General features: G+C 69.2%; 24 protein-coding genes and 7 pseudogenes. 20 read left to right on the forward strand and 11 right to left on the reverse strand.

The window, feature by feature from the left end:
- The first annotated feature begins 289 nt into the window (after positions 1–289).
- Entirely contained in the window at positions 290–904 is a 615-nt protein-coding gene (locus RV986_RS03635; RefSeq protein WP_475915985.1) for a DUF2231 domain-containing protein, read from the forward strand.
- 437 nt (positions 905–1341) lie between these two features.
- Here RV986_RS03635 and RV986_RS03640 read toward each other — a convergent pair whose 3' ends face one another.
- From RV986_RS03640 to RV986_RS03660, 5 genes are all read right to left on the reverse strand, one after another.
- Entirely contained in the window at positions 1342–1632 is a 291-nt protein-coding gene (locus tag RV986_RS03640; protein ID WP_475915986.1) for a putative quinol monooxygenase, read from the reverse strand.
- A 235-nt stretch (positions 1633–1867) separates the two neighbouring features.
- Positions 1868–2095, reverse strand: coding sequence for a hypothetical protein (locus RV986_RS03645; protein WP_475915987.1), 228 nt, complete (start codon positions 2093–2095; stop codon positions 1868–1870).
- Positions 2096–2728: 633 nt separating this feature from the next.
- A complete protein-coding gene (locus RV986_RS03650) occupies positions 2729–2857 on the reverse strand; it encodes a hypothetical protein (protein ID WP_475915988.1) in 129 nt (42 codons plus the stop codon).
- Between the two features lie 283 nt (positions 2858–3140).
- Positions 3141–3563 carry a hypothetical protein gene (locus RV986_RS03655; RefSeq protein ID WP_475915989.1) on the reverse strand — a complete coding sequence of 141 codons (423 nt, stop codon included), beginning with the start codon at positions 3561–3563 and terminating at the stop codon, positions 3141–3143.
- Positions 3520–3900, reverse strand: a complete 381-nt coding sequence (locus RV986_RS03660) for a transposase family protein (RefSeq protein ID WP_475915990.1) — start codon at positions 3898–3900, stop codon at positions 3520–3522. The genes RV986_RS03655 and RV986_RS03660 overlap by 44 nt, the downstream gene beginning before the upstream one ends.
- Before the next feature lie 24 nt (positions 3901–3924).
- Here RV986_RS03660 and RV986_RS03665 point away from each other — a divergent pair, with 24 nt between their 5' ends.
- From RV986_RS03665 to RV986_RS03695, 7 genes and pseudogenes are all read left to right on the forward strand, one after another.
- On the forward strand, positions 3925–4221 hold the full coding sequence (locus RV986_RS03665) for a hypothetical protein (RefSeq protein WP_475915991.1): 297 nt from the start codon (positions 3925–3927) through the stop codon (positions 4219–4221).
- Positions 4221–4610: a hypothetical protein gene (locus tag RV986_RS03670; protein WP_475915992.1), complete on the forward strand. Its 390-nt coding sequence runs from the start codon at positions 4221–4223 to the stop codon at positions 4608–4610. The genes RV986_RS03665 and RV986_RS03670 overlap by 1 nt, the downstream gene beginning before the upstream one ends.
- A gap of 222 nt (positions 4611–4832) precedes the next feature.
- Entirely contained in the window at positions 4833–5036 is a 204-nt protein-coding gene (locus tag RV986_RS03675; RefSeq protein WP_475915993.1) for a DUF6131 family protein, read from the forward strand.
- Between the two features lie 326 nt (positions 5037–5362).
- A complete protein-coding gene (locus RV986_RS03680; RefSeq protein WP_475915994.1) occupies positions 5363–5881 on the forward strand; it encodes a hemerythrin domain-containing protein in 519 nt (172 codons plus the stop codon).
- 178 nt (positions 5882–6059) lie between these two features.
- Entirely contained in the window at positions 6060–6512 is a 453-nt protein-coding gene (locus tag RV986_RS03685) for an SRPBCC family protein (RefSeq protein ID WP_475915995.1), read from the forward strand.
- Positions 6505–8057, forward strand: a pseudogene (locus tag RV986_RS03690) (phytoene desaturase family protein); the annotation flags it as partial. The gene RV986_RS03685 and the pseudogene RV986_RS03690, both read left to right, overlap by 8 nt.
- A 230-nt stretch (positions 8058–8287) precedes the next feature.
- Positions 8288–9050, forward strand: a pseudogene (locus tag RV986_RS03695) (ribonuclease BN).
- A 118-nt stretch (positions 9051–9168) separates the two neighbouring features.
- Here RV986_RS03695 and RV986_RS03700 read toward each other — a convergent pair.
- A pseudogene (locus RV986_RS03700) lies at positions 9169–9531 on the reverse strand (acyl-CoA desaturase); the annotation flags it as partial.
- Between the two features lie 253 nt (positions 9532–9784).
- Between RV986_RS03700 and RV986_RS03705 the strand changes: the two are divergent.
- The 5 genes and pseudogenes from RV986_RS03705 to RV986_RS03725 all read left to right on the forward strand — a co-directional run.
- Positions 9785–10480 (forward strand): annotated as a pseudogene (locus RV986_RS03705) (transposase domain-containing protein); the annotation flags it as partial.
- 68 nt (positions 10481–10548) lie between these two features.
- Positions 10549–11268, forward strand: coding sequence for a transposase (locus RV986_RS03710; RefSeq protein ID WP_475924173.1), 720 nt, complete (start codon positions 10549–10551; stop codon positions 11266–11268).
- 733 nt (positions 11269–12001) lie between these two features.
- Complete coding sequence (locus RV986_RS03715; protein WP_475915996.1) at positions 12002–12427, forward strand: STAS domain-containing protein; 426 nt, start codon at positions 12002–12004, stop codon at positions 12425–12427.
- A 110-nt stretch (positions 12428–12537) separates the two neighbouring features.
- The gene (locus RV986_RS03720) at positions 12538–13101 is read left to right on the forward strand and encodes a hypothetical protein (RefSeq protein WP_475915997.1); all 564 of its coding nucleotides are present in this window, start codon (positions 12538–12540) and stop codon (positions 13099–13101) included.
- 53 nt (positions 13102–13154) lie between these two features.
- Entirely contained in the window at positions 13155–13499 is a 345-nt protein-coding gene (locus RV986_RS03725; protein WP_475915998.1) for a hypothetical protein, read from the forward strand.
- A 22-nt stretch (positions 13500–13521) separates the two neighbouring features.
- Here the strand turns inward: RV986_RS03725 and RV986_RS03730 are convergent, their stop codons facing one another.
- Positions 13522–14391, reverse strand: a complete 870-nt coding sequence (locus RV986_RS03730) for a UbiA family prenyltransferase (RefSeq protein ID WP_475915999.1) — start codon at positions 14389–14391, stop codon at positions 13522–13524.
- Between the two features lie 149 nt (positions 14392–14540).
- On the opposite strand from RV986_RS03730, the gene RV986_RS03735 reads away from it, so the two are divergent.
- From RV986_RS03735 to RV986_RS03755, 5 genes and pseudogenes are all read left to right on the forward strand, one after another.
- Positions 14541–15608: a type III polyketide synthase gene (locus RV986_RS03735; protein ID WP_475916000.1), complete on the forward strand. Its 1068-nt coding sequence runs from the start codon at positions 14541–14543 to the stop codon at positions 15606–15608.
- 27 nt (positions 15609–15635) lie between these two features.
- Positions 15636–16169 carry an isoprenylcysteine carboxyl methyltransferase family protein gene (locus tag RV986_RS03740; protein ID WP_475916001.1) on the forward strand — a complete coding sequence of 178 codons (534 nt, stop codon included), beginning with the start codon at positions 15636–15638 and terminating at the stop codon, positions 16167–16169.
- Positions 16166–17179, forward strand: coding sequence for an NAD(P)/FAD-dependent oxidoreductase (locus RV986_RS03745; RefSeq protein ID WP_475916002.1), 1014 nt, complete (start codon positions 16166–16168; stop codon positions 17177–17179). Before RV986_RS03740 ends, RV986_RS03745 begins: the two co-directional genes overlap by 4 nt.
- A gap of 296 nt (positions 17180–17475) precedes the next feature.
- Positions 17476–17616, forward strand: a pseudogene (locus RV986_RS03750) (IS5/IS1182 family transposase); the annotation flags it as partial.
- 79 nt (positions 17617–17695) lie between these two features.
- On the forward strand, positions 17696–17983 hold the full coding sequence (locus tag RV986_RS03755) for a TMEM175 family protein (RefSeq protein ID WP_475916003.1): 288 nt from the start codon (positions 17696–17698) through the stop codon (positions 17981–17983).
- Here RV986_RS03755 and RV986_RS03760 read toward each other — a convergent pair.
- The 4 genes from RV986_RS03760 to RV986_RS03775 all read right to left on the reverse strand — a co-directional run bounded on the left by RV986_RS03760 (position 17934) and on the right by RV986_RS03775 (position 20287).
- Positions 17934–18875, reverse strand: a complete 942-nt coding sequence (locus tag RV986_RS03760) for an IS3 family transposase (protein ID WP_475915735.1) — start codon at positions 18873–18875, stop codon at positions 17934–17936. The two genes, RV986_RS03755 and RV986_RS03760, sit on opposite strands and share 50 nt — an antisense overlap.
- Complete coding sequence (locus RV986_RS03765) at positions 18863–19153, reverse strand: transposase (RefSeq protein WP_102914224.1); 291 nt, start codon at positions 19151–19153, stop codon at positions 18863–18865. The genes RV986_RS03760 and RV986_RS03765 overlap by 13 nt, the downstream gene beginning before the upstream one ends.
- Positions 19154–19188: 35 nt before the next feature.
- The gene (locus tag RV986_RS03770) at positions 19189–19638 is read right to left on the reverse strand and encodes a hypothetical protein (RefSeq protein WP_475916004.1); all 450 of its coding nucleotides are present in this window, start codon (positions 19636–19638) and stop codon (positions 19189–19191) included.
- A 202-nt stretch (positions 19639–19840) separates the two neighbouring features.
- Entirely contained in the window at positions 19841–20287 is a 447-nt protein-coding gene (locus RV986_RS03775; protein ID WP_475916005.1) for a restriction endonuclease, read from the reverse strand.
- Positions 20288–20862: 575 nt separating this feature from the next.
- Between RV986_RS03775 and RV986_RS03780 the strand changes: the two are divergent.
- Together RV986_RS03780 and RV986_RS03785 are read left to right on the forward strand one after the other, a co-directional pair.
- Positions 20863–21060: pseudogene (locus RV986_RS03780) on the forward strand (PAS domain-containing protein); the annotation flags it as partial.
- Positions 21061–21753 (forward strand): annotated as a pseudogene (locus RV986_RS03785) (MFS transporter); the annotation flags it as partial.

Raw genomic sequence — 21753 nt, forward strand, 5'->3', positions numbered from 1 at the left:
GACCCCATGCCAGCTCTCCCACGGGCCCCGACGGCACGGGATACGTACGTCGTGCTTCTCCTTACCCGTCTCGTTCCTCCCTACGGGAACATCCCGGCAGAGGCCTGCGTGGAGACCGCTGTGTAGCGTCCGCGCCCGGTGTCCCGCTCGGTCGGCCCGGCGACCCACGCGAGGCGGCCGTGGGGGCCCGTGAACACACCTGGCCATAACTCCCCGTTGGCAGGCAGACAGTTCGAGTGCAGTCGAGGCCATGGTGGGATGACGGCGTGATGCCGGGTAGTCGTTGTACATGAACACACACGCCCTCGACACCTCCACAAAGGCCAGAAAGACCTCGGCCCTAGACACCGCGTCGGCATGGTGGCTGACGGCCCTGGACCATATCGAACGGTCCGTGGTAGCGGATCCAGCGATCCGGGTTCTCCAGCGGGGAATCCGCTCGCTCCCGCTGGGCGAGGTACGCGATCTGCTGCGCGGCAGGCCGCTGGGCCATCCTGTGCATCCCGTTCTGGTACAAGTACCGATCGGCTGCTGGCTGTCGGCCGCCGTACTGGACATCGCTCCGGCTGGGCAGCGTGCGCCTACAACCCTCACGGCCGTCGGTTTGGCCGGAGTCGCCCCGGCAGCGGTCGCCGGCTGGGCTGACTGGGCGGACCTGCCGCCCGAGCAGGCCCGGGTCGGACTGGCCCACGCGGTCTCGAACGTGGCTGCGGTGGCCTTCTACACCGCGTCCCTGACGGCGCGGCTCCGCGGTCGCTCGACGAAGGGCAGGCTGTGGTCGTTGGGCGGACTGACGGCGGTCGCTGTGAGCGGTGCGCTGGGCGGGCACGTGGCCTATCGGCAGGCCGCCGGAGGGCATCCCGCAACCTACGCAAACCACAGCGCTGCCTGCCGGCGATCATGATGGACGACGTCGACCGGTCGACGAGCACTTGCTCCACTCTTGCGAGATCTCCGGCGCCCGACTCGCCCTCCACCTGAGCATCATCCGAACCGAAAAAGGCCCCGGGAGTGTCGACCGACCCACTGCCAGAGACCCGAACCTACTTCTAAAACCGACGTTCATCATTGACGCCTGGGTCTCCGATCACAACGGAGACCGCATGTCGAAGGCCAGCCCTCCGCTCGACCGCGAGGCCAGCGGCGCGCGGCGGTCATGTCACGTCGAAGAGGTCACCGGGAACGTGAGGAGTGGCCCACCCCCTGAGACGCGGCGGCCGACATCGACTCCACACTCATCAGCGCTCTGCACCGTCACCCCGACCAGACCATCGGCGAGAACGAGGCTCCGCTCTGACAGCAACGCGCCGCCCCGAAGCACCAAGGCGTAGAAACCCGCACTCAGTGCGGAATCTCCTTGTAGTGGTGCTCGTCGTAGTCCGACTTCAGATATCCATTGACGGTGTCGTTGAAGTGGATCCAGTGCGGCGTCTTGCCGTGCGCGTCAAGGTGGTCCTGCGATTCCCAGTGCTCGATGAGGGCGTAGCTGTATGGGTCATGATCGTTTCGCCACAGCTGATACAGGCTGCACCCGTCCTCCTTGTTGGACTCGACGACCATGTGGTTCAAGAGCTTCAGGAAGTTCGCCTCATGCTCCTGAGCTACATCGAAGAAGACGTTCAGAACGATCATGTCTCTCCCTGCGTTACGCGGCCTCCGATCGTCATGCGCGGCACCACCGCGTCACGCACTGCGAGGGCTTGAAGGCTTGTCACCTGCGGCGCCGGCAGCATCTCGACCGCGTTTCTGTCACCCAGCCCCGGCCCTCAGACCGCCTGACACTCGTCAGCCACTCCCTCAAAAAGTCAGGCGGTCATGACCAGCAGCGTGGCGGTCCGTCGTGGTCGGCTCTGATGCGGCGCGGCGCTCAGGCGGGTACGGCGCGGACGATCACCAGTTCTTCCAGAATCTCGGCAGCGGGCATTCCCCGCTCACGCAGCCAATCCAGCCGGGACAGCAGCGCCGGTCCGAACGGGATGTTCGCCCGTTCGGTCACCGATGCCCTCGGCCCCGCCGTCGTCAGACGATCGAACGTGGCCTCCACGCCGCACAGAGCGGAGTGCACGACCAGAAGCGCACCGGTCGGCCGCAGCACCGCAGGCGCGGCATCGCAGACACGGTCGAGGAGCGCCCGGCCATCCCGACCCGCGTCCCAGGAGCGGCTCGCTCCCTTCGATGGCCACGCACAAGGTGAGGGAACGTACGGTGGGTTGCACCACCAGGTCGAAGGACCGTCCCGGGACGGCGGACGCCAGATCGTTGTGCCGGACGGCGATCTTCTGACGGCGGAGCATCGCGTTGAAACGTGCCGACAGCACCGCTCGCCAGGAGAAACGCATGACGGACAAGGTTCCCACCATGTCGCATGCCCTGGTCCCCCAGATCGGAAGGCCCACAAGGGTGAACCACCGGCAAAGGCAAAGAGCGTGGCCGTGTGTTCGACCTTCTCCGATGGGCGCGTCGTGCTTCTAGAGGGGCTGGGTTTTCCGGGTTCCCGCCGACGCTCAAAACATGCGGTACGAGTCCACGGCGGGTTTCGCGCGACATGCTGAGGGGCTTGGCGCCGGTAAAAAGACTTGCGGCTTTCTCACTGTCGTCATCAGCCAGCTTCTGGGCTCCTCTCTCCCCCCGGCGCGTGCCGCTTGTGGTTGTTGAAGCAGTCCGCGGCGCCGCAGAACGGCAATACCGCCGATGGGCGATCGGACTTCCGCACCCAGGGCGCGTGCGTTCACCTGGCGGGCCGGATGAGGTCGAGTGCGTGATCGGGGTGTGACCGGTAGTAGTCGGTGGCTTCTGCGGTATTGGTCCAGCCGGTGAGGCGGGCCAAGGCGAGGGCGAGGTTGCGAAAGGTGGCCATCGCGCGGGGTGCGCTGCCGGTACGGATCTTCGAGGCGTCCTCGGCGAGGGTGGTGTCGCGGACGTGGTGGTGGGCCTCGATGTGCCAGTGCTCCCGTACGGCCTGGGCGAGTTGAGCATCGGTCGCGGTGTGCGCGGTGTGGGAGGTGACCGCGTAGATCCGCTCGATCTCGACTTTCGCGGTGTGGTTGTTGCGCCGGCGACGGGTGACCTTGAGGGCCTGGACAGCGTGCGGGAGACGCAGTCGGCGGGGTACCGCGGTGGCCTTTGGGCGGCGGATCTCGTCACGGCCGTGAGCTCGTTCGCGGGAGTGGTGGCCAAGCGGGATCTCGGCCCACGGCAGTCGCTTGAGGAAGGCGTGAAGCTTCGGGTGGTTGTCCTTGACGATCGCTGATGTGGTGCGCGTTCTTGGCCTCGACGAGGAAGCGGGCGTGGGCGTGCTGGGTGTGCAGCGCGTCGAAGGCGACCGTCCACCCGGCCAGGTCCAGCGGGGCCAGGAGCGGCACGAATGCGGTGATCTCGCCTTTCTTGTCGGGGACCTGGCGCTGGTTCAGCGCGGCACGTTCGCCATGGGTGACGGCGGCGATCAGGTGCACGGCCCGCCTGGTGGCGGTGCACGAGCCGCGCAGGGTCTTGCCGTCGACTACGACGGCGCACAGGTCGTCACTCCCTCCGGGGTGGGTGCAGTGCGGGGGCGAGCCGGGCACCGATCGTGGCGTCGACGGTGTCACCGTCGAGGCGGGCCAGGATCCGGTCGAGGATGGTCGCCCGCGGGGCGGCCCGCAGGCCGAGCCGGTCACGGATCTCCTCGGGCAGGTAGGCGGCATGCCGCGCGACCGCGACCAGTGTCGTGGCGCCGGCGAGTACGGCGATCGTGCAGAGGGCAAGCAGAGCGCCGAGCCGGTAGGGGCGGCCCTGACGACGGCGAGGATCTGGCAGAACGTCCAGGACGTCGGCCAGGTCCACGACCCGGCCGACATCGAGAGTGGTGCCCGCATCATGGTCGCGGTGGCGGGCCAGGAGAGTGATCAGCGATGATGACATTCTGAAACCACGGCAGTTGACGAGGTGTCAGACACCCCGACCATCACGGACCGCTTCACCTTGCAGGCCACCTCGGAGGACGTTGCGGACTACATGCTCACGTCGATCAATGTTCCGCTCATCAACCTCGGGCGTATCTTCCTCGAACAGTCAACGAGAGGAGTCGCCATGGTCCTTTCCCACCCGCTGTCGGAGGACGAACTGAGGGAGTACTGCCTCCGCCTCGCGGAGACACTGACCGCGCGCGCCGGGCTGGAGGCCCGCAGCCAGGTAAAGATGCAGTCCAACCACGCCAGGCTGTTCTCGGACGGTACGGCCTGATGGATTCCTGGTTCCTGGCGGTGCTCTTCGTGGGCTTCGGGCTGCCCTTCGTGCGTGTCCAGAAGGGCCGGCGTCTTCTCGGCCTGATCAAGGCCTCCACCGCCACGGGAACCCTGTGCTGCCTGCTCGGCTGGTGGCAGGTTGTCTCCGCTTTCCCGTCGCACGCATGTCCCAACTTCGACTACATGCGCCCCATCGTCCACTTCGACCGCTACGAGAACAGCGTTTTCCCGCCGCAGGCCACCTGCTACTGGGACGACGGTCAGCAGAAGGAACTCGTGAGTGGCTGGGTCAATCCACTCCTGTTCACGTGCATGGCTGTGTTGACCGGCTGCCTGGTGACGCTGGCGGTCCTCGCCCACCGCCGCTACCGGAAGCAAACGAGTTGAGCGACACCGCTCACATACTCACCGACGTCAGGTCCTCTACCGCCCACCGAGGACAGTCCAGGTCGTCTCACCACCCGAGAGCGCACGAGCCCTGCTTCCGCACCCTTCCCGATCCCGAACCACGGAGCCCTGGAAATCGCCGGTGGCGCGCGTACGGCAGAGCGGTGGGGGGGCGACCGCGCCTACTCCGGAAGGGGCTTCACCGCGATATCGGAGGACACGATGATCGTCCTCGGTGTCACTCTGCTCGTCATCGGGGCCATCCTCCGGGTTGTGGGCGCCCTCGACCACACTGTCGGCGGACGCGAGCACTACTGGCACCAACCAACATCGGCACGGGGAACTCCGCAAAGCGGCCGAAGTCATCCCAGCCTCCGCGCGGTGAGGGCTCCAGCCGAACACAAGGGCGTCCACCAGCACGGCTGATCTCCGGACGTCGACGGGCGCCAAGCCGGACAACCTGAGCACCCCACCGCTCGTTCAGCCCCGACCAGTGCGTTCCCGGCAAGGACCCGGGCGCAAGGTCTCCGACCAGGAGACCGGCGTCGTCCCCGAGATCCGCCGGTCAGCCTCAGGGCCCGCTGTCCTTCCGCACCCAGTCCCTCGTCGAGGCCCTCCGACCGGCTGATGCCTCAGCTCAGGTCATCATTCCGGGCCGGCCGGGCTTTCGTCTGTGCAGGTGAGGCCGCAGTGGGTACACGGTCGCCGGGCGGCACTGGCCGTCCGGCGGAAGCTGACATGGAGGAAGAACTGTGGACGGGATTGTGCTGCTCAAGGAGGACCACAAGACGGTGGCAAAGCTGTTCAAGCAGTTCGAGAAGGCCGGTGACGACGCCCCTACCGAGAAGCGGAAGATCGCCGACCAGGTGATCGAAGAACTCACCACCCATACCTGGATCGAGGAGAAGATTTTCTACCCGGCCGCCCGCGAGGCGGACCCCGACACCAAGGACGACGTCCTGGAAAGCGTCGAGGAACACCCCGTCGTGCTGTGGATGCTCTCCGAGCTCAAGGACCTCGACCCGGCCGATGAGCGGTTCGACGCCAAGATGACCGTCCTCATGGAGAACGTCCGCCACCACGTCGAGGAAGAGGAGAAGGAGTGGTTCCCCGATGTTCGCAAGGCCATGGGCCGCAACCGACTCACCGAACTCGGCGAACTCGGCGAACTCGGCGAACTCGGCGAACTCGGCGAACTCGGCGAACAGATGGAAGCGGCCAAGAAGAAGGCCCCTGGTGATCCCCTCGCGGTTCCCAGCGCCGACCAGTAGACCGCCCACGGCCGGCGCGCCCCCCGCGCGCCTGCCGCGGCGGAACCACTCGTCGGCCTGCCACCGCCCTCCTCGCTGCTGCCGCCCGCCGCCGGCCACCGGCGGGCGATCCCACCCAGGGGGATGCCCGCTCCGATGGGCGCTCCACACGTTCCGATACGGCAGGAGGTTTTGTCGTATGGCTGTTCGTCATCACCTGATTCGTCGTCCCCCGCACGCGGTGTGGGCAGTCCTTGCCGATCCGGCCCGGTACGGGGAGTGGGTGGTGGGACCCTCCGAGTCCACGCCCCTCGACCAGGCGTGGCCCGAGGTCGGTTCCCGGATCCGTTACACCCTGCGGCTGGGTCCCTGGTCGGCGGACGGGGTCACGACCGTCCGCCACAGCGAAACGGGCAGGGAGCTGGAACTGGAGGCTTCGTTCAAGCCACTGGGTACTGCGAGGATCTTCCTCCAGCTCCGGCCGTGGGGCGAGGAAACCCTCGTCGTCTGCGACGAGCACCCCCTGCGAGGTCCGGGCGGCGCTCTCCACAATCCCGCGACCGAAGCGCTGCTGCAGCTGCGCCACCGGGGCATGCTGGCCCGCCTGGCCAGGGTCGTGGAACAGCAGCACGACGGGACCAGTCATGCCTGACGCGGTAGTGATCGGTGCCGGCCCCAACGGGCTGGTGGCCGCGAATCTGCTGGTGGATGCCGGCTGGAGCGTGGAAGTCCTGGAAGCGCAGGAAGAGCCTGGAGGCGCGGTCCGCAGTGACCGCGGCGTCCACCCCGACTACGTCTCGGATCTCTTCAGCGCCTTCTACCCTCTGGCCGCCGCCTCACCGGTCCTCGCCCGCCTCGACCTCGCCGAGGAAGGACTGCGGTGGAGCCACGCCCCGCGCGTGCTGGCCCACCCGCTGAAGCACGGAGGGTACGCCGTTCTGGAGCGCAGCGTGCAGGACACTGCGGCCGGACTGGCAGAGTTCGCAGCGTCCGACGCAGGCATCTGGCAGGACATGTACGACGTGTGGAAACGTGTCGGGCCGGACCTGGTACAGGCCATGTTCACGCCCTTTCCCCCGGTCCGCGCCGGACTCCGCCTCGCCGCGAAACTCCGCGCTGCTGGAGGCCTTCGGCTCGCCCGCAACCTGTCCCTGCCCGTGCCCCGCTTGGGCGAGGAGGAGTTCGCGGGGGAGGGGGGTCGCCTCCTGCTGGCCGGCAATGCCCTCCACGCCGACCTGGCCCCTGAGGCCGCTGGCAGTGGCGGCTTCGGCCGGCTGATGTCGATGCTCGGACAGAGCCATGGATTCCCGGTGCCCGTCGGCGGCGCCGGCGCCCTGACGGCGGCACTCGTGAGCCGCCTCCAGCGCCGCGGGGGCAGCCTGCGATGCGGCGAGCACGTCGCATCCGTCGTCGTGCGGGGCGGAGCGGCCGTCGGTGTCGAGACGGCCGGCGGGGAAGCCGTCGCGGCGCGGCGGGCCGTGTCGGCCGACGTGTCGGCGCCTGCCCTCTACCGGGACCTCGTGGGCGAAGAACATCTACCGGCCCGCCTCCTGCGGGACCTGGAGCGCTTTCAGTGGGACTTCGCGACTTTCAAAGTCGACTGGGCGCTGACGGGCCCGGTGCCGTGGGACGCGCCGCAGGCCACCGGGGCGGGGACGGTCCATGTGGCCGACGGTGCCGATGGCCTGACCCGGTTCGCCTGCCAGATCGCCATGGGACGTTCCCGACGAACCGTTCGCCCTCGTCGGCCAGATGACCGCGGCCGATCCCAGCCGCTCCCCCGCCGGCACGGAATCGGCCTGGGCCTACACCCACCTTCCGCAGCACATCACCTCCGACGCAGGCCCCGACCGCATCACCGGCCGATGGGACGTCCGCGAACAGGAGGCCATGGCCAACCGTATCGAAGCGCAGGTGGAACGGCTTGCGCCCGGCTTCCGCACGCTGATCGGCGCTCGCCGGATCCTTGCCCCCACCACCCTCCAGGCCATGAACGAGAACCTCCACACCGGCGCCATCAACAACGGCACCACCGCCCTGCACCAACAGGCGGTCTTGCGCCCCGTACCCGGCACCGGCCGACCCGAGACTCCCGTCAAGAGCCTCTACCTCGCCTCCGCGGCCGCCCACCCCGGCGGAGGCGTCCATGGGGCGCCCGGCGCAAACGCCGCCCGAGCCGCCCTGCGCCCCCACCGACTACCCCTCAGCAAGGTTCATCGCCCCAGGTCAGGAAGGCACTTTCGTGTTTCCGCCGCAACAGCCGCCGTACCCAAGCGCGACGGCGAGGCCAGGATCCACGACGTTGTGGTTGCGCCACTCACGGGTATCGCTTCGCGGCGCTGGGGTTCCTCACACTGGTACCGCTGCTGATTATTGTCTCCTCGGCAGACCTCGGGTGCCGCGGGCCGTTCCTCTCTGTTCGAACGGCTGGGCCGCGTGATCAGCCATTCACCAGTCGGACGCGGATGGCGGGGCGGAGTAGCGATCTGGAGGTGGGGCAGCGTTCGCTGGTTCATCGGCATGCCTGTCGACTACCACGGTTGACAACGATCCAGAGCATGGGCGGGGGTTCGCGCAGTGGCTGGGAGAAGGACTCGGTGTGTCGACGGCCTCCAGAGAACATGTGGAGCAGTTGTTCACCCGCCCCAGTCAGGCTCTGCGGACCACGACCGCGTTCGGAATTGCCGTCCTCGCCGCTTTCGGCCTGACCTTCGGGGCAGCGGTGCAGTCCGGCTATGAGAAGGGCTGGGATTTACCCGCGGCCCGCTGGTGGGCCAGGTGGCGCCATGTGGTGTGGCTCGGCCTACTCACCGGCTACCTCTTCGCCTCCGCCACCACCACGCTGCGACCCGAGTCCCTGGCCGGCGCGCTCGCCGCATCGCTGAGCGCCGTCCTGTTCTTCTGGTGGTCGCAGCGCATACTGCTCGGCGGGCGGGTTCGCTGGCACGCCCTGTTGCCCGGCGCGGTGGCCACCACGGTCGGACTGCTCGGTCTCAGGGTCTTCTCCCGGCTCGTCTACTCACCGCTGATCGCATCCAACGCCATCACCTACGGCCCCGTCGGAACCGTCCTGGTCATCCAGTCCTGGCTGGTCGGTGTGGGCATCGTCGTATTCGGCGGTGCCCTGGTCGGCCGCCTGCTGCACGAGGAGCTCCCACGCGTGGCACGTGCACTGAAACGGCGAGGATGAGACGCGACCTCGGAGCCCGGAACTGCTCACGCCTGACTGGACTGGCAGATGGAGAAGAGGTACGGCGGACGCCAGTGAGGCGTGCGCCCGATCAGCGTGCATCAGACCGCATCCTCTGGGTGTGCTTCCAGGCCTCGGCGGGCGTGAGGAAATCCCACTCCCAGGTCGTGGAGTGGATGGCCGGGTCGCCCATCCAGTCCCACTGGCCGTGCAGGATGTTGTGGCCCAGCTCCATGTTCTCCAGGATCTTGGCGAGGGAGAGCATGGCGGTGCCCGCCGCCCAGGCGGGCGGAAACAGCGAGACTGCGAGCGCGATCCGGCCTCCCGCTTCCAGACCGCGCTGGGCGGCGATCACGGTACGGATGTAACGGACGTCGTCGGCGCCGCGGGTGGCGATGATCTCGGAGCGGATTCGGTCGAGTTCCTTGCCGAACTCCTCGGCGAGGGTGGCTTCGGCGGGCGCGAGAGCAGTAGCAGTCACAGGCAATGCCGGTGATTTAGTGCATCGGTGCAGGTGGGCGCCATACGGATGGTGATTTTGGGTGCGTAGGCCCCTGGGGCGCATGCAGAGATTCGCCCCGATCTGATGATGCGCCAGATGATCTCGGGACATGGCAACGGGGCTCCCGGTAGGACAGAAGATCGACCAAGATCCGACTGTCTGCAAGGGAGTCCCGTTGGGCGCTCAGTCTGCCATCACTGCTGCCTCAATCGTCATGCCGACGCCCCGTCCGATGTCTCCTCGAAGTCCCCGTAGGCGGTTGGAGCCGCAGTTCGGCGACCGGATCCGGCTCGGCGTACTCACTGAGGAGATCACCCCCGAAGTGGTCGACGAGGTACTGGAGTTGACCGGAAGGGCAGAGTGCCGTCGCAGGCTTCTGCCAGCCCGCGCGGTGGTCTACTTCGTCCTGGCCCTGTGCTTGTTCAGCAGCTCCGACAGTGCCGGGCCACCGGGATACCGGGTGGTCCTGCGAGCCCTGACCGAGAAACTGCGGCACCTGCCCGGCGGCCTCGTCCAGCGCCTGCCCACCAGTTCGGCCCTCACCAGAGCCCGCCAGCGCCTGGGCGACAAGCCGTTCCAGGCGCTCTTCGAACGCCGGTGCGGCGCCCAGGCGACACCCGCGACCCCGGGAGCGTTCGCCTTCGGCCTGCGGCTGGTCGCCTGGGACGGCACCGCGCTGGACGTGCCGGACACCCCGGGGAATGCCGCCGCGTTCGGATTCACCGGCCGCGACGGCACCAACAAGAGCGGAAACCCTCAGGTCAGGCTTATGGCCCTGATCGAATGCGGCACCCACGCCATCATCGACGCGGCCTTCGACTCGATCGCCAGATTCAGCGAGCACAAGCTCGCCCGCCGCCTGCTCGCCTCCCTGCGGCCCGGCATGCTGCTGCTGGCCGACCGCAACTTCGCCGGCCATGAACTGTGGGGCCTGGTCGAGGCGACCGGCTGCCACCTCGCCTGGCGGATCAAGAAGAACCTCGTCCTGCCACCCCTGTGGGTTCTGCCCGACGGCTCGTACGTGTCCGTCATGCCCACCCCCGCCGAGGGCCAGCGCCTGGGCAACGCCCGCTTCCACGGCCGCACCCCGACGGGACTGCCCGAAGGACACCTCGTGCGCATCATCGACTACACCGTGACCGTCCGGTCCCAGGACAGGCGGCCCAGGTGGAGAAGTTCCGCCTGGCGACCAGCCTGCTCGACCACCGGCAGGCGCCCGCACGGCAGTTGGCCCAGCTCTACCACCAACGCTGGGAGATCGAGAACGGCTTCGCCGAACTCAAAAACCGGCTGCGCGGCGCCGGCTTCATCCTGCGCTCCAAGACCCCCGAGCTCATCTGCCAGGAGATCTACGCACTCCTCACCGTCTACCAGGCACTATGCGCGCTCAAAGTCCACGCAGCCGAACAGGGCGAGGTCGATCCCGACCGGATCTCCTTCACCACGACGGTGCAGCTCGCCCGGCTCACGACCGCCGGACAGACCGCAGCGAACCCGCAGACCCTGTGCGCCGCCCGACTCGAAGCAGTCCAGGAACTCCTCAACGACCTCCTGCCCTCACGCCGTGACCGCCGCTGCCAACGACTGAAGAAGCCACCGAGGAACACCTTCGAAGCCAAACGCCGGGACGAACCCCGCCCTCCGAGCCAAGTCAGCTACTCACTCAAAGTCACAGGGAACCCAGGACACCTATCCTCACCTGCGAAAACACCCTAAATCACCGGCATTGCAGTCACAGGGCACTCCTTGCAGGGCTGGGCGTGAAGTTCGCCGGCATGGAGGTCGCGTACGCGACCTCCATGGGGAGCCGGTCCGAAAGGCGGGCCAGGGATGCCGTCGGCAGCTTCCGGGCGGCGCTCAGCACGGTCACCCACCGGCCGACGGAAGGATCACGTCACGATGCGCTCGATGCTCTGCCACCGAACTGGCACGTGGCACATCGCTGATGTCGAGACCTGCGTGCACCGCGCGCCTCCCTGGAGCGGAGCGATTGAGCTGCTGCCGGGGGCTCGGGCCTCACCAGGCAGCCCAGTGCCACCCTCTGCTCTGCGGAAAGTGCCCCCGCGACCAGCCCCGGAGGGAGAGGATTTGACCGGGCGGTCGTGCCGCTTGGCCGGCAGACGTCGAGTGCGGCACGGAAGAACGGCATCGGAGCCGCCCAATCATCACCGTGTAAACATCGTGGTGCCCCACTCCCAGGCCGACCGCGGGACCGGCCTCACGACTATGCTGGCTACGGACGTCCCAGACCCCGGCGAGCCACTGCTGCTTGGCCCACATGCCTGCGGAGAGCGGATCACTCGTCCACTCGCCCCGTGCATCCCCGAGGGAACCGGCTGGGTCCTACGCCCCGGAACACCGGCTGCCGGATCGGTCATTCACCTGCCTGCACGACAGTACGACCGTACCGGGAGCCCGGCACGGTCTCGTGAACCGAGGCACCCCGCCCATGAGTACCCCACCCATCCTGAACGTCTACCGGCACTACACGGACAACCGGGCACTGGTCACCCCGACCGGTGAGATCAACCTGAATTCGGCGCCCCTGGTGCACGCATCACTGGAGCGATGCCTGCACGACGGCATCCGCGCCATCGACGTCGATGTCACCGCCGTGACCTTCTGCGACAGCAGCAGCCTCAACGCCTTCCTCTACGCCTTGCTGCACACCGCCACGGCCGGAGGATCCCTGCAACTGCACCACCCCAGCCCGGCGCTGGAACGACTCGTCGCCCTCACCGGCTCCGGCTCCCTCTTCCTCACCCTCCCGGACGCCCTGGCCGGGAGCCGACCGCCCCCGAGGCCCTCTCCCCTGCACCAGGCCACTCACCGGCTCCCTCCGGCCATGCCCGCTCTCCCGGGCGGTGTACTGTGACGGCCCCGCCCGGGCCGAGCCGACCGCGGAAACGCGCAGACCACCGGCCTCCCACCCCGCGCACGACGCCCCTGAACCTGCGCCTGCTCAACCGCTGGCAGACCGAGGGCTTGCGCGAGGACCTGGCAGACCTGTACGCGCAGTCCTGCGTCACAGCGCCCGGTTGGGAGCACCGCGGCCGGAAGGACTTCCTGCGCCGCCTCACACGTGACACCTGGCGGCCGGGGTTCGCCATGTTGACCGCGGAGGCACCCGGATTGGTGGGGTGCGCGTTCGGATTCCCCGTGCCGCGTGACGGCTCTTGGTGGAACGGATTCCGCGGAGCGCTCCCGCAAGACGTCGGGCAACTCACCGCGTCCGGACAGGTCTTCGCCATCAGCGGGATCGTGGTCCGTCCCTCCGAGCGGCATAACGGCCTGGCCGACCGTCTGCAGGCGCGACTGCTCACCGACCACCAGGCCTTGCTCGGCGCGACCCTGGTGGACCGAACCCATCGTGCGGCCTGTGCCGGGTTCCGGTCGCGGGGATGGCGCGACATCGGCCTGGTCTACAGGCCACCGGGCCCTACGGTGTTGCGGGCCCTGGTCCTTCCCCTCGGAGAGGGGACAGCGACGCAGCCGGGCGGCCTCGCGCCTCTTGCACGGATCCAGTGGTCGCAGGAGAACCAGGGGTGAGGACGCATGTGACGATCACCGCATGATCGGCCGCCGGGTGGCAGGTGTGTCCTGTGACGGCCGGTGACCGATCGCCCCGGGTCCAGGGGCTGACGGCCGAGCAGGCGGCCCGGCGGGGCACCCGGGTCGGCGTGCTGGCCGGAGCGGGCGCAGTCTTCGCGTTTTTTCCCCCGCAGATCGGTGCGGTCGCCACGCCGCCGGGCGGGCTGGACCCGGAGGAGCTGGCCGACGCACTGGGCTTCGCCGACATCGTCACCCTGGTCCTGCTCGGTACGCGGGCCGACGGGCCAGACGAACCGCGACGTGGTCACCACTGGGAACAGCACTCGCGAGCTGACGGCAACCGCAGCAGGGGTCGGGGAACTCCCGCTTCCACTCGCGGGTTTCGTACGGTGTGAGCCGGTCGGCGAGGCGGAACGGTCAGGCGATCCCGGTGCCGCGCAGCAGCAGCAACGCCACGTCCACCACCGCCACGGCGACCGCTGCCACGAACGCCGCCCGCTCCCAGCGGCGTCCCAGCACCGTCCCCGCCACCGCGACCAGGACGGCCACCGCGAGCGCCGCCATTCCCCACCTGCCGGGTGGTCCGGCGGGCCCCAGCACAAGAATCGCGGACGCGGCCACCAGCGGCACCGGCAGCAGCAGCCGCGCGCCGTCCGGGCCCAGCCGGTGCGGAAATCCCCGTACTCCCGTCGCCAGATCCCCGCGGATGTCCGGCAGCACATCGCCCAGATGGGCTCCGACCCCCAGTAGCGCCCCGGCGGTGACAACCCACCAGGCTGGCCACGGCTGCCCCGGGAGCCCCAGCGCAACGAACGCCGGGAGCGCGGCGAAACCCACCGCGTACGGCGCCCAGGACCATGCAGTCGCCTTGAGCCGCAGGTCATACGCCCACGCCGCTGCCACCCCGGCCAGGTGAACGGCGCCCGCCCACAGGCCACAAGCGAGCGAAAACGGCACGCACAGCGCCAGCGCGGCATACGCGGCCACCCATACCTCCGTCACGCCGACCATGCCGTCGACGACGGGTTTGCCATGGCGGCCTGCGGCGATGTCCCGGCGCGCGTCGAACGCGTCGTTGCACCAGCCGACGGACAACTGCCCGGTCAGAACGGCGGCGCCGGTCAGCACACAACGCGCGGCGCTCTGGCCGACGGTCACGGCCAGCGCGGCCATCAAGACGGTGACCGCCACGACAGGCCCGGGGTGGCACGACCCGGCCAGTCCGCCCACCCGGCCGGCCCAACTCGTGGCCGGGCCGCCGGCCGTCGACTGCTCAGGAGTGCCCACCCGCCGATCGTAGGCGCCCCGGCCCCACCCAGCCGGAGCACGCGCCCTCCGGGAGGAACGGCCGGACGGGCGATCCGTGGTGTCGAAGTCCCGGTCCGGGGAACACGTGGGGAGCAACTCACCCCAGTCGGTAACCGGACGGGAACCATATGACGCGGATCGCCGCCGTTCACGGTGCCCTCGCACCGCACCGTCGCACCCAGTCAGAGATCACCGACATGGTGGCCCGCACCTGCCTGCCGGAGGGTACCGACCGCCGGGTCCTGGACCGGCTGCACCGCAGCGCGAAGGTCACCTCGCGCCATATGACGCTGCCCCTCGAACGGTACGAGGAACTGAACGGATTCGGCGCCTCCAACGACGTCTTCATCGCCTCCGCCACCGACCTGGGCGCCAAAGCCGTCCGGGGCGCTCTGCACGCCGCAGGCCTGTCCGCGGCCGACGTGGACCTGCTGATCTTCACCTCCGTCACCGGCATCGCCGCCCCCTCAATCGACGCGCGGCTGGTCGGCCGCCTCGGACTGAGGCCGGATGTCAAACGGCTGCCCCTGTTCGGCCTGGGCTGCGCCGGCGGCGCTGCCGGACTGGCCCGTATGCACGACTACCTGCTGGGCCGGCCCGGCCACGTGGCGGTGCTGCTGTCGGTCGAACTGTGCTCGCTCACCTTCCAGCGCAACGACGCCTCCATGGCGAACCTGGTCGCCACCGGGCTGTTCGGCGACGGCGCAGCCGCAGTCGTCGCGTGCGGCGCGAACCGCCCGGGCCGCCCGGACGAGACCGCCGGCCCGACGATCGTGGACACCCGCAGCCACCTGTATCCGGACACCGGGCGCGTCATGGGCTGGGACATCAAGAGCTCCGGCTTCCAGGTCGTCCTCGACCCGCAGGTCCCCGATGTCGTACGCCGCTACCTCGCCGATGACGTCGAAGGGTTCCTCGGAGACCACGGAATCAAGCCGAAGGACGTGACCGCCTGGGTGTGCCACCCCGGCGGTCCCAAGGTCCTGGAGGCCGTCACCGAAGCCCTCGACCTGCCCGACGACGCACTGGATGTGACATGGCGTCACCTGGCCGACGTGGGAAACCTGTCCTCGTCATCGGTGCTCCACGTACTGCGCGACACCCTGGCCGAACGCCGCCCACCGCCGGGCACGCCAGGTGTGTTGCTGGCGATGGGACCCGGCTTCTCTTGCGAACTCGTCCTGCTGCGCTGGTAGTGCGGACCGTCGAAGGACATGGGACAAATGATCTGGTATGGACTGCTGGTGGCCGCCGTCGCCGCCGAGCGCGTCGCCGAACTCGTCGTCGCCCGCCGCAACGAGCGATGGAGCACCGCCCGCGGCGCGATCGTGACCGGGCAAGGCCACTACCCGGCGATGGTCGCCCTTCACACCGGCCTGCTCGTCGGCTGCCCGGCCGAGGTGTGGCTGGCCGGCCGGCCCTTCGTACCCGCCCTGGCCTGGCCGATGCTGGCCGCGCTGGCAGGCGCCCAGGCGTTGCGGTGGTGGTGCATCGCAACCCTGGGACCCCGTTGGAACACCCGGGTGATCGTCGTACCCGGCCTGCCACTGGTGACGAGCGGCCCCTACCGCCTGCTGCGGCATCCGAACTACGTGGCCGTCGTCGCCGAGGGCGTGGCCCTGCCACTCGTCCACACCGCCTGGGTCACCGCGGCCGTGTTCACGGCACTCAACGCTGCCCTGCTCACTGTGCGCATCGGCTGCGAGAACCGGGCGCTGGCCGCCGCGACCACGCCGACCACGACCGTTCCGGCGTGATCGACGTACTGGTGGCCGGTGGTGGGCCGGCCGGTCTGGCCGCCGCCATCCACGCCGCGCTCGCCGGCCTGGAGGCCGTCGTCGTCGAGCCCCGGACCTCCCCCGTGGACAAGGCCTGCGGAGAAGGCGTCATGCCCGGCGGTGTCACCGCGCTGCGAGCACTGGGCGTCGAGGTCACCGGCCGCGAACTGCGCGGCATCCGCTACGTGGACGGCAGCGCCCGCGCCGAAGCGTCCTTCCGCGGCCGCAGCGGGCTGGGGATCCGCCGTACGACGCTGCATTCCGCACTCCACCAGCGTGCGCTCGGCCTCGGCGTGCGCATGCTGCCGGGCAAGGTCGGCGAGGTGCGCCAGAGCCCGGACACGGTCACCGCCGCCGGGACCACGGCTCGCTGGCTGATCGCCGCCGACGGCCTGCACTCACCGGTGCGCCGCAGCCTGGGGCTGGAGTTGCCGGGCATCGCCCACGGCCGCTACGGACTGCGCCGGCACTACCGCGTCGAGCCGTGGACGGACTTCGTGGAGGTCCACTGGTCCCGGCACGGCGAGGCCTATGTGACACCGGTCGGCGACGACCTGGTGGGCGTTGCGGTCCTCAGCCGCAGCCGTGGCGGCTACGACGAGCACCTGGCCGCCTTCCCTGCCCTCACCGCGTCGCTGCGCGGGCCGGCCGCGACGGAGGTACGCGGCGCCGGACCACTGCGGCAGCGGGTGCGGCGCAGAACCGTCGGCCGTGTCCTGCTCGTCGGCGACGCCGCGGGCTACCTGGATGCCCTCACCGGCGAGGGCATCGCCCTCGCACTGGCAACGGCCGGGGCCGCCGTCCGCTGCCTGACCGCCGGGCGACCGGATACGTACGAGCGCGCCTGGACCCGGCTGACCCGGCGCCACCGGCTGCTGACCGGGGCCCTGCTGGCCGCAAGCCGCCGTCCCAGCGCCGCCCGCCTCATCGTGCCCGCAGCGTCCCGGATGCCCCCCGTGTTCTCAGCCGCGGTCCACGCACTGCAGTAGTGGCCTGGCCTTATTCACCCCGAAAGTGAACGAAGCCAACCGTACGCACTTTCCGCGCCGGCGGAGGCCGGTCTGGTGGCGAGGTGGGAGCCGAGTTCCCTGAGCTGCTTCTCTCCGCGCTGGTGGAGGTGGGTCACCACACCAGAGGGTCGAGTAACCCCTCGGGGCCGTTTCCTCTTGGGGCCGTTTCCTTGGCGCCTACCGGCCATCGCCGGACGCACTCTCAGCGGTCACCGACAGCCACAAACCCAAGCGATCGCCACAGCGGTCTCCTCGACCCACAGCAGACGGCACACCTGAGTCTCGACCTGCCTCACGCCCTGGTCGAGTGGGTCACCCTGCTCATCGTCACCCGTGAGGGTGACCGCCGCTGCAATCTCCCGCCGCACCAGCGTGCTCTGGTCTGCCTGGTGTACCTCGTGCGACGTTCAGCAATAGTCGGCCATCCACAGGCGAAGCCGCCCAAGCCTTGGCCGATGCGCTACAGCCAGGGCATAACGCCCTACTGTCGTCGACATGACGGAGCAAGTGGCAGAGGCGCACATGCACGAGAACGACCCGGGCGCGGCACGCCTGATCGTTCTGTCTGACGGCATCTACGCCATCGCGATGACACTGCTCGTCATCAACGTGGCAATCCCCGCACATCTGGACGACGCCGCATTCCACAAGGCCCTGAGCGATGCGCTTCCCAACCTCGGCGCTTTCGCACTCAGCTTCACCTGTCAATCCCCTGGTTGCGTAGAGACGTTGGTTATGCGGCCCGGCCTTCCTGATCGGTCCGAGCTCGCGCTTCCTGGATGATCCGTTCGAACTCGGCGGGTGGCTTCCCCCCGGCCGCGCTGTGACGGCGTTTCGTGTTGTAGAAGTCCGCGATCCACGTGGCGGTCTTCAGCCGGGCCTCGGTGCGGGTGGCGAAGGTGTGCCGGTGGATGTACTCGACCTTGAGGACCGAGTGGAACGACTCCGCGGCGGCGTTGTCCAGCGCCGACCCGACGCGCCCCATCGACTGCACCACGCCCCACCTGCCGCACAGCTGCTGGAACGCCTCGGACGTGTATTCGCTGCCGCGGTCCGTATGGAAAATGACGCCGTCGACCTGGCCGCCCCGGGTCGCGATCGCCATCTGCAGGGCCGCGCTGACCAGCGCGGCGTCGTGCCGCGCGCCCATCGCGTAGCCAAGGGCGCGGCGGGAGAAGGCGTCGTGGACGGATGCGAGGTAGAGCTTGCCCTCTCCGGTCTCGATCTCCGTCATGTCGCCCCACCACAAGACGTCGGGAGCGATGGCGTCGAACTTGCGTCGCACCAGGTCAGGAGCGGTCTTCCGCTTGCCTGGGCGGGTGAGCGAGCGGCGTCGACGAGGCGGCTTGCGGCCCTGCAGGCCGAGTTCGGCCATGATCTCGGCGACGGTGTTCTGCGACACCTGCCAGCCCTCCTCCCACAAATCCAGCGTGATCCTCGGCGAGCCGTACGTCCGGCCGGAGCAGTCGAAGAAGTAACGGATCCGCTCGGCCAGCTCTGCGCGTCTGATCTCGCGTTTTGTCGGCTCGGACGGCCTGCGGCGCCACTTGTAGAACCACGCCTCCGACACGCCCAGGGCCCGACAGGAGGTGCGGTGCGAAATGCTGTGCACGGTCTTCTGGTCGCTGATCACCCCGACAAGCAACGCCGGGTCCGCCACAGCTACTTCACCCACAAGACCATGCAGCGTTTGAGCACATCACGCTCCATGGCCAGCTCCTTGTTGTCCTTCTTCAGCTGCGCGTTCTCCCGCCGCAGCCGCGCGAGCTCCTCGCTCTCACCCGTCGCCGTGGCCCCGCCGGCCCTGCGAGCCCGCGACACCCAACTCGCCAGCGTGGTCTCGTTGATCCCGAGATCCTCCGCGACCTGCGCGATCGGCTTGCCGGTCTCGGCGACGATCCGCACAGCCCCCTCACGGAACTCCGCGTCGAACTTCCGCCTCTTGCCTGCCATGACCCTCAACTTCCCCTGCAGTCAGGGTCTCTACGCTACGAGGGGAAGGTCACGACCGGGGTCGTCGCCCGCCACACATGCGCGTCCGTGTATTCGAAGTCCGTCACGGTGAGTACGGGTGCCGTGTCCGCGGGCGCGTTCAGCGGGTAGAAGCGGGCGGTGAGCGATGTGACGGTTGCACCGTCGCCGGACGACCATGCGGAGACACGGAAGTTGGCGCGGTCATTGGTGTAGTCGATGGGGGAGGCAGCTGCCCAGGGCAGACCCGACACCCGCTTGGTGAGTGCCACAGGACCCTGTCCGCCCGGCGGAGCGGGGGCGTCGCCGACTGTAGCCGCTCCCGTGGCATCAGCCGTCGGCGTGTCGTCGGTGGTCACGGGCCTAGGGCTTGGCACCGAGGTCTCGGCCAGGGCCTGGCCCGGCAGGGCCAGCGTGGCGAGGAAGCCAGCCGCGACCGACGTGGAGATGAACAGGCGTGGTCTCACGTGGAAGTCCCCCCGGACAGTAAGTTGTAGATCTGTCATGCGCAGATCGACAGCGCATCGTACCGTTCGGCGCCGCCTGGCGAAGGCCGGGCTGGATATCAACGCAGGCAAGGTGCCCGCACTGTGGACGGGAACGCCGACACCGTCATGTTCGGTTACCGCTTGTCGCGGCGGTGCGCGACGGCCTGTGCCGCCGTCCCTGTCAAGCCAGTTCGAGGGGCACTCCATAAGTTGCCCACGTGCGCAACGCAGTATTGTCCACCAGCAAAATGCCGTACCTCCCAGCTGGCGCCTCCGCGTCCTGAGTGAAGCGTACGTTCGTCACCATCAGCGGATGCGTGGCCTGGTGATCGGGCCGGGCCGTACCGTTGAACGTCTGCACCTCGGGTGATCCGATCTTGGCGGACGGAGTCCTCCGAAGCTTGCACTGGGCGACGATCCGCCCCCCGCGGCTTCCGGTGGCGATGACATCCGCTCCCCTGTCGCCGGCGCCCCCGGGCCCGGGCTCCCGGCGGCGTTGCGGGCGTTCTCCGGCGCACTCGCATCCGCGGCCGGCACCGCGCCGGAGGACCTTCTTCCCCGGCCGCCCGAAGTCGGTAGCAGCCGCGCTTCGCGCGTCATGACTGGCGCAGCGCGGACCGACACGCACGTCGACGTGGGCCTAGTGGTGGCCTAGTGGGGTTCGCGCGCCACGTCACCGCTTCGACGGCACGCCGTACCTCACGCTGTACCTATGGGCCGCCGTCGAGGAGAGGACGACGTCTGTCAGTGCGCTATCCGGCGCTGCGTGTGCCGGGCAGGTCCTGGGGCTCCACACCGGTCGAGGCGGAGGCATCCTTGGTTCCGCTGGGACGCTGTGAGCGGCCTCGTGGCCCGAGGTCGTGCATCCCTTTGTCGCCGGTGGCGGTTACGGACGGGTGCTCCCTGGTCGTTCCGTTGCGTGTGGCCTGTTTGTACCTGACCGCTGAGAACGAGACCCGGATCGGGGGCGGCCTCTTCGCCACCACCCGCGCCGCCCACCCCTGTACCCGGGAGGTCGGAGCTTCTCGTCGGTGCCCATCTGCTGGGGCCTGGGGCCTGGGGCGCGGCGAGCTGTCTCGCGCGACCGCGCGGTCGCCCAGATCCGGGGGACCATGGAAGCACGCGAGGTGCAGGGGACACAGGCCACAGCCTGAAGCCGGCGCAGGGCGGCCTGTCGCGCTGGCAGGCGGAGGGAGTGCTTGGATGAGGACAGCCGATCCCTTCGGTGCCGAGGGTGACCAGCCGGGTTCCGGGCCGAGACAGCCGCGTGAGTTGCTGGATCTGCTCAGTGTCGCGGCTGTGCTGCTGGATGCCGAGGGGCGGATCGTGCTGTGGAGCCCTCAGGCCGAGGAACTCTTCGGCTACACCTCGCAGGAGGCGCTGGGCCAGTACGCGGCGCGGCGCGCCCTGCTCGCCCTCAACCTCGCGGTGGCCGCCGCGAGCGCGATGGTCACGGTCAACAGCGTGGTGTACGTCCGTGACCGGCTCGGCCGCAGCGCCACCGACGTCTCCCTCGCGCTCGGCGCGTACGGCGCGGGCTCGATGGTGGTCGCCCTGCTGCTGCCCCGCCTGCTCGACCGGGCCTCGGACCGCACGGTGATGCTGCGCGGCGCCCTGCTGCTCACCGTGGTCTTCGCCGGGCTCGGCACCATCACGGCCGCGCAGGACGGCGGTTGGCGGTGGCCCGCCCTGCTCGCCGCCTGGGCCGCCTTTGGCGCAGCCTGCTCGCTGGTGCTCACGCCGACCGGCTGGCTGATCCGCCGCGCGGCGCCGCCCGAGGAGCGTACGTCGGCGTTCGCCGCGCAGTTCTCCCTCTCGCACAGTTGCTGGCTGCTGACGTATCCGCTCGCCGGCTGGCTCGGCGCGGCGGCCGGACTCCAGTCGGCCGTGCTCGCCCTGGGCGCGATCGCCCTGTTCGCCTCCCTGCTCGCGGTGCGGCTGTGGCCGTCGCAGGCTGCGAAGACCGTCGAGCACGAACACGAGTACAGCGATCTCGGCGAAGGGCATCCGCACATCCTCGACGCCCACCGGGTTCCGGCCGGCTGGCGGCACAACCACGACTATCTGGCCGACGGGCTGCACGCCCACCGGTAG

The organism is Streptomyces sp. RLA012, assembly GCF_056270325.1.

Bases quoted from the DNA above. Each gene is read 5' to 3' on its own strand.
- RV986_RS03685 (WP_475915995.1), top strand. From the start codon at position 6,060: ATGGCTGTTCGTCATCACCTGATTCGTCGTCCCCCGCACGCGGTGTGG.
- RV986_RS03635 (WP_475915985.1), top strand. From the start codon at position 290: ATGAACACACACGCCCTCGACACCTCCACAAAGGCCAGAAAGACCTCG.
- RV986_RS03755 (WP_475916003.1), top strand. From the start codon at position 17,696: ATGACGGAGCAAGTGGCAGAGGCGCACATGCACGAGAACGACCCGGGC.
- RV986_RS03670 (WP_475915992.1), top strand. From the start codon at position 4,221: ATGGATTCCTGGTTCCTGGCGGTGCTCTTCGTGGGCTTCGGGCTGCCC.
- RV986_RS03650 (WP_475915988.1), bottom strand. From the start codon at position 2,857: ATGGCCACCTTTCGCAACCTCGCCCTCGCCTTGGCCCGCCTCACCGGC.
- RV986_RS03660 (WP_475915990.1), bottom strand. From the start codon at position 3,900: ATGTCATCATCGCTGATCACTCTCCTGGCCCGCCACCGCGACCATGAT.
- RV986_RS03735 (WP_475916000.1), top strand. From the start codon at position 14,541: ATGACGCGGATCGCCGCCGTTCACGGTGCCCTCGCACCGCACCGTCGC.
- RV986_RS03740 (WP_475916001.1), top strand. From the start codon at position 15,636: ATGATCTGGTATGGACTGCTGGTGGCCGCCGTCGCCGCCGAGCGCGTC.
- RV986_RS03715 (WP_475915996.1), top strand. From the start codon at position 12,002: ATGAGTACCCCACCCATCCTGAACGTCTACCGGCACTACACGGACAAC.
- RV986_RS03675 (WP_475915993.1), top strand. From the start codon at position 4,833: ATGATCGTCCTCGGTGTCACTCTGCTCGTCATCGGGGCCATCCTCCGG.
- RV986_RS03765 (WP_102914224.1), bottom strand. From the start codon at position 19,153: ATGGCAGGCAAGAGGCGGAAGTTCGACGCGGAGTTCCGTGAGGGGGCT.
- RV986_RS03640 (WP_475915986.1), bottom strand. From the start codon at position 1,632: ATGATCGTTCTGAACGTCTTCTTCGATGTAGCTCAGGAGCATGAGGCG.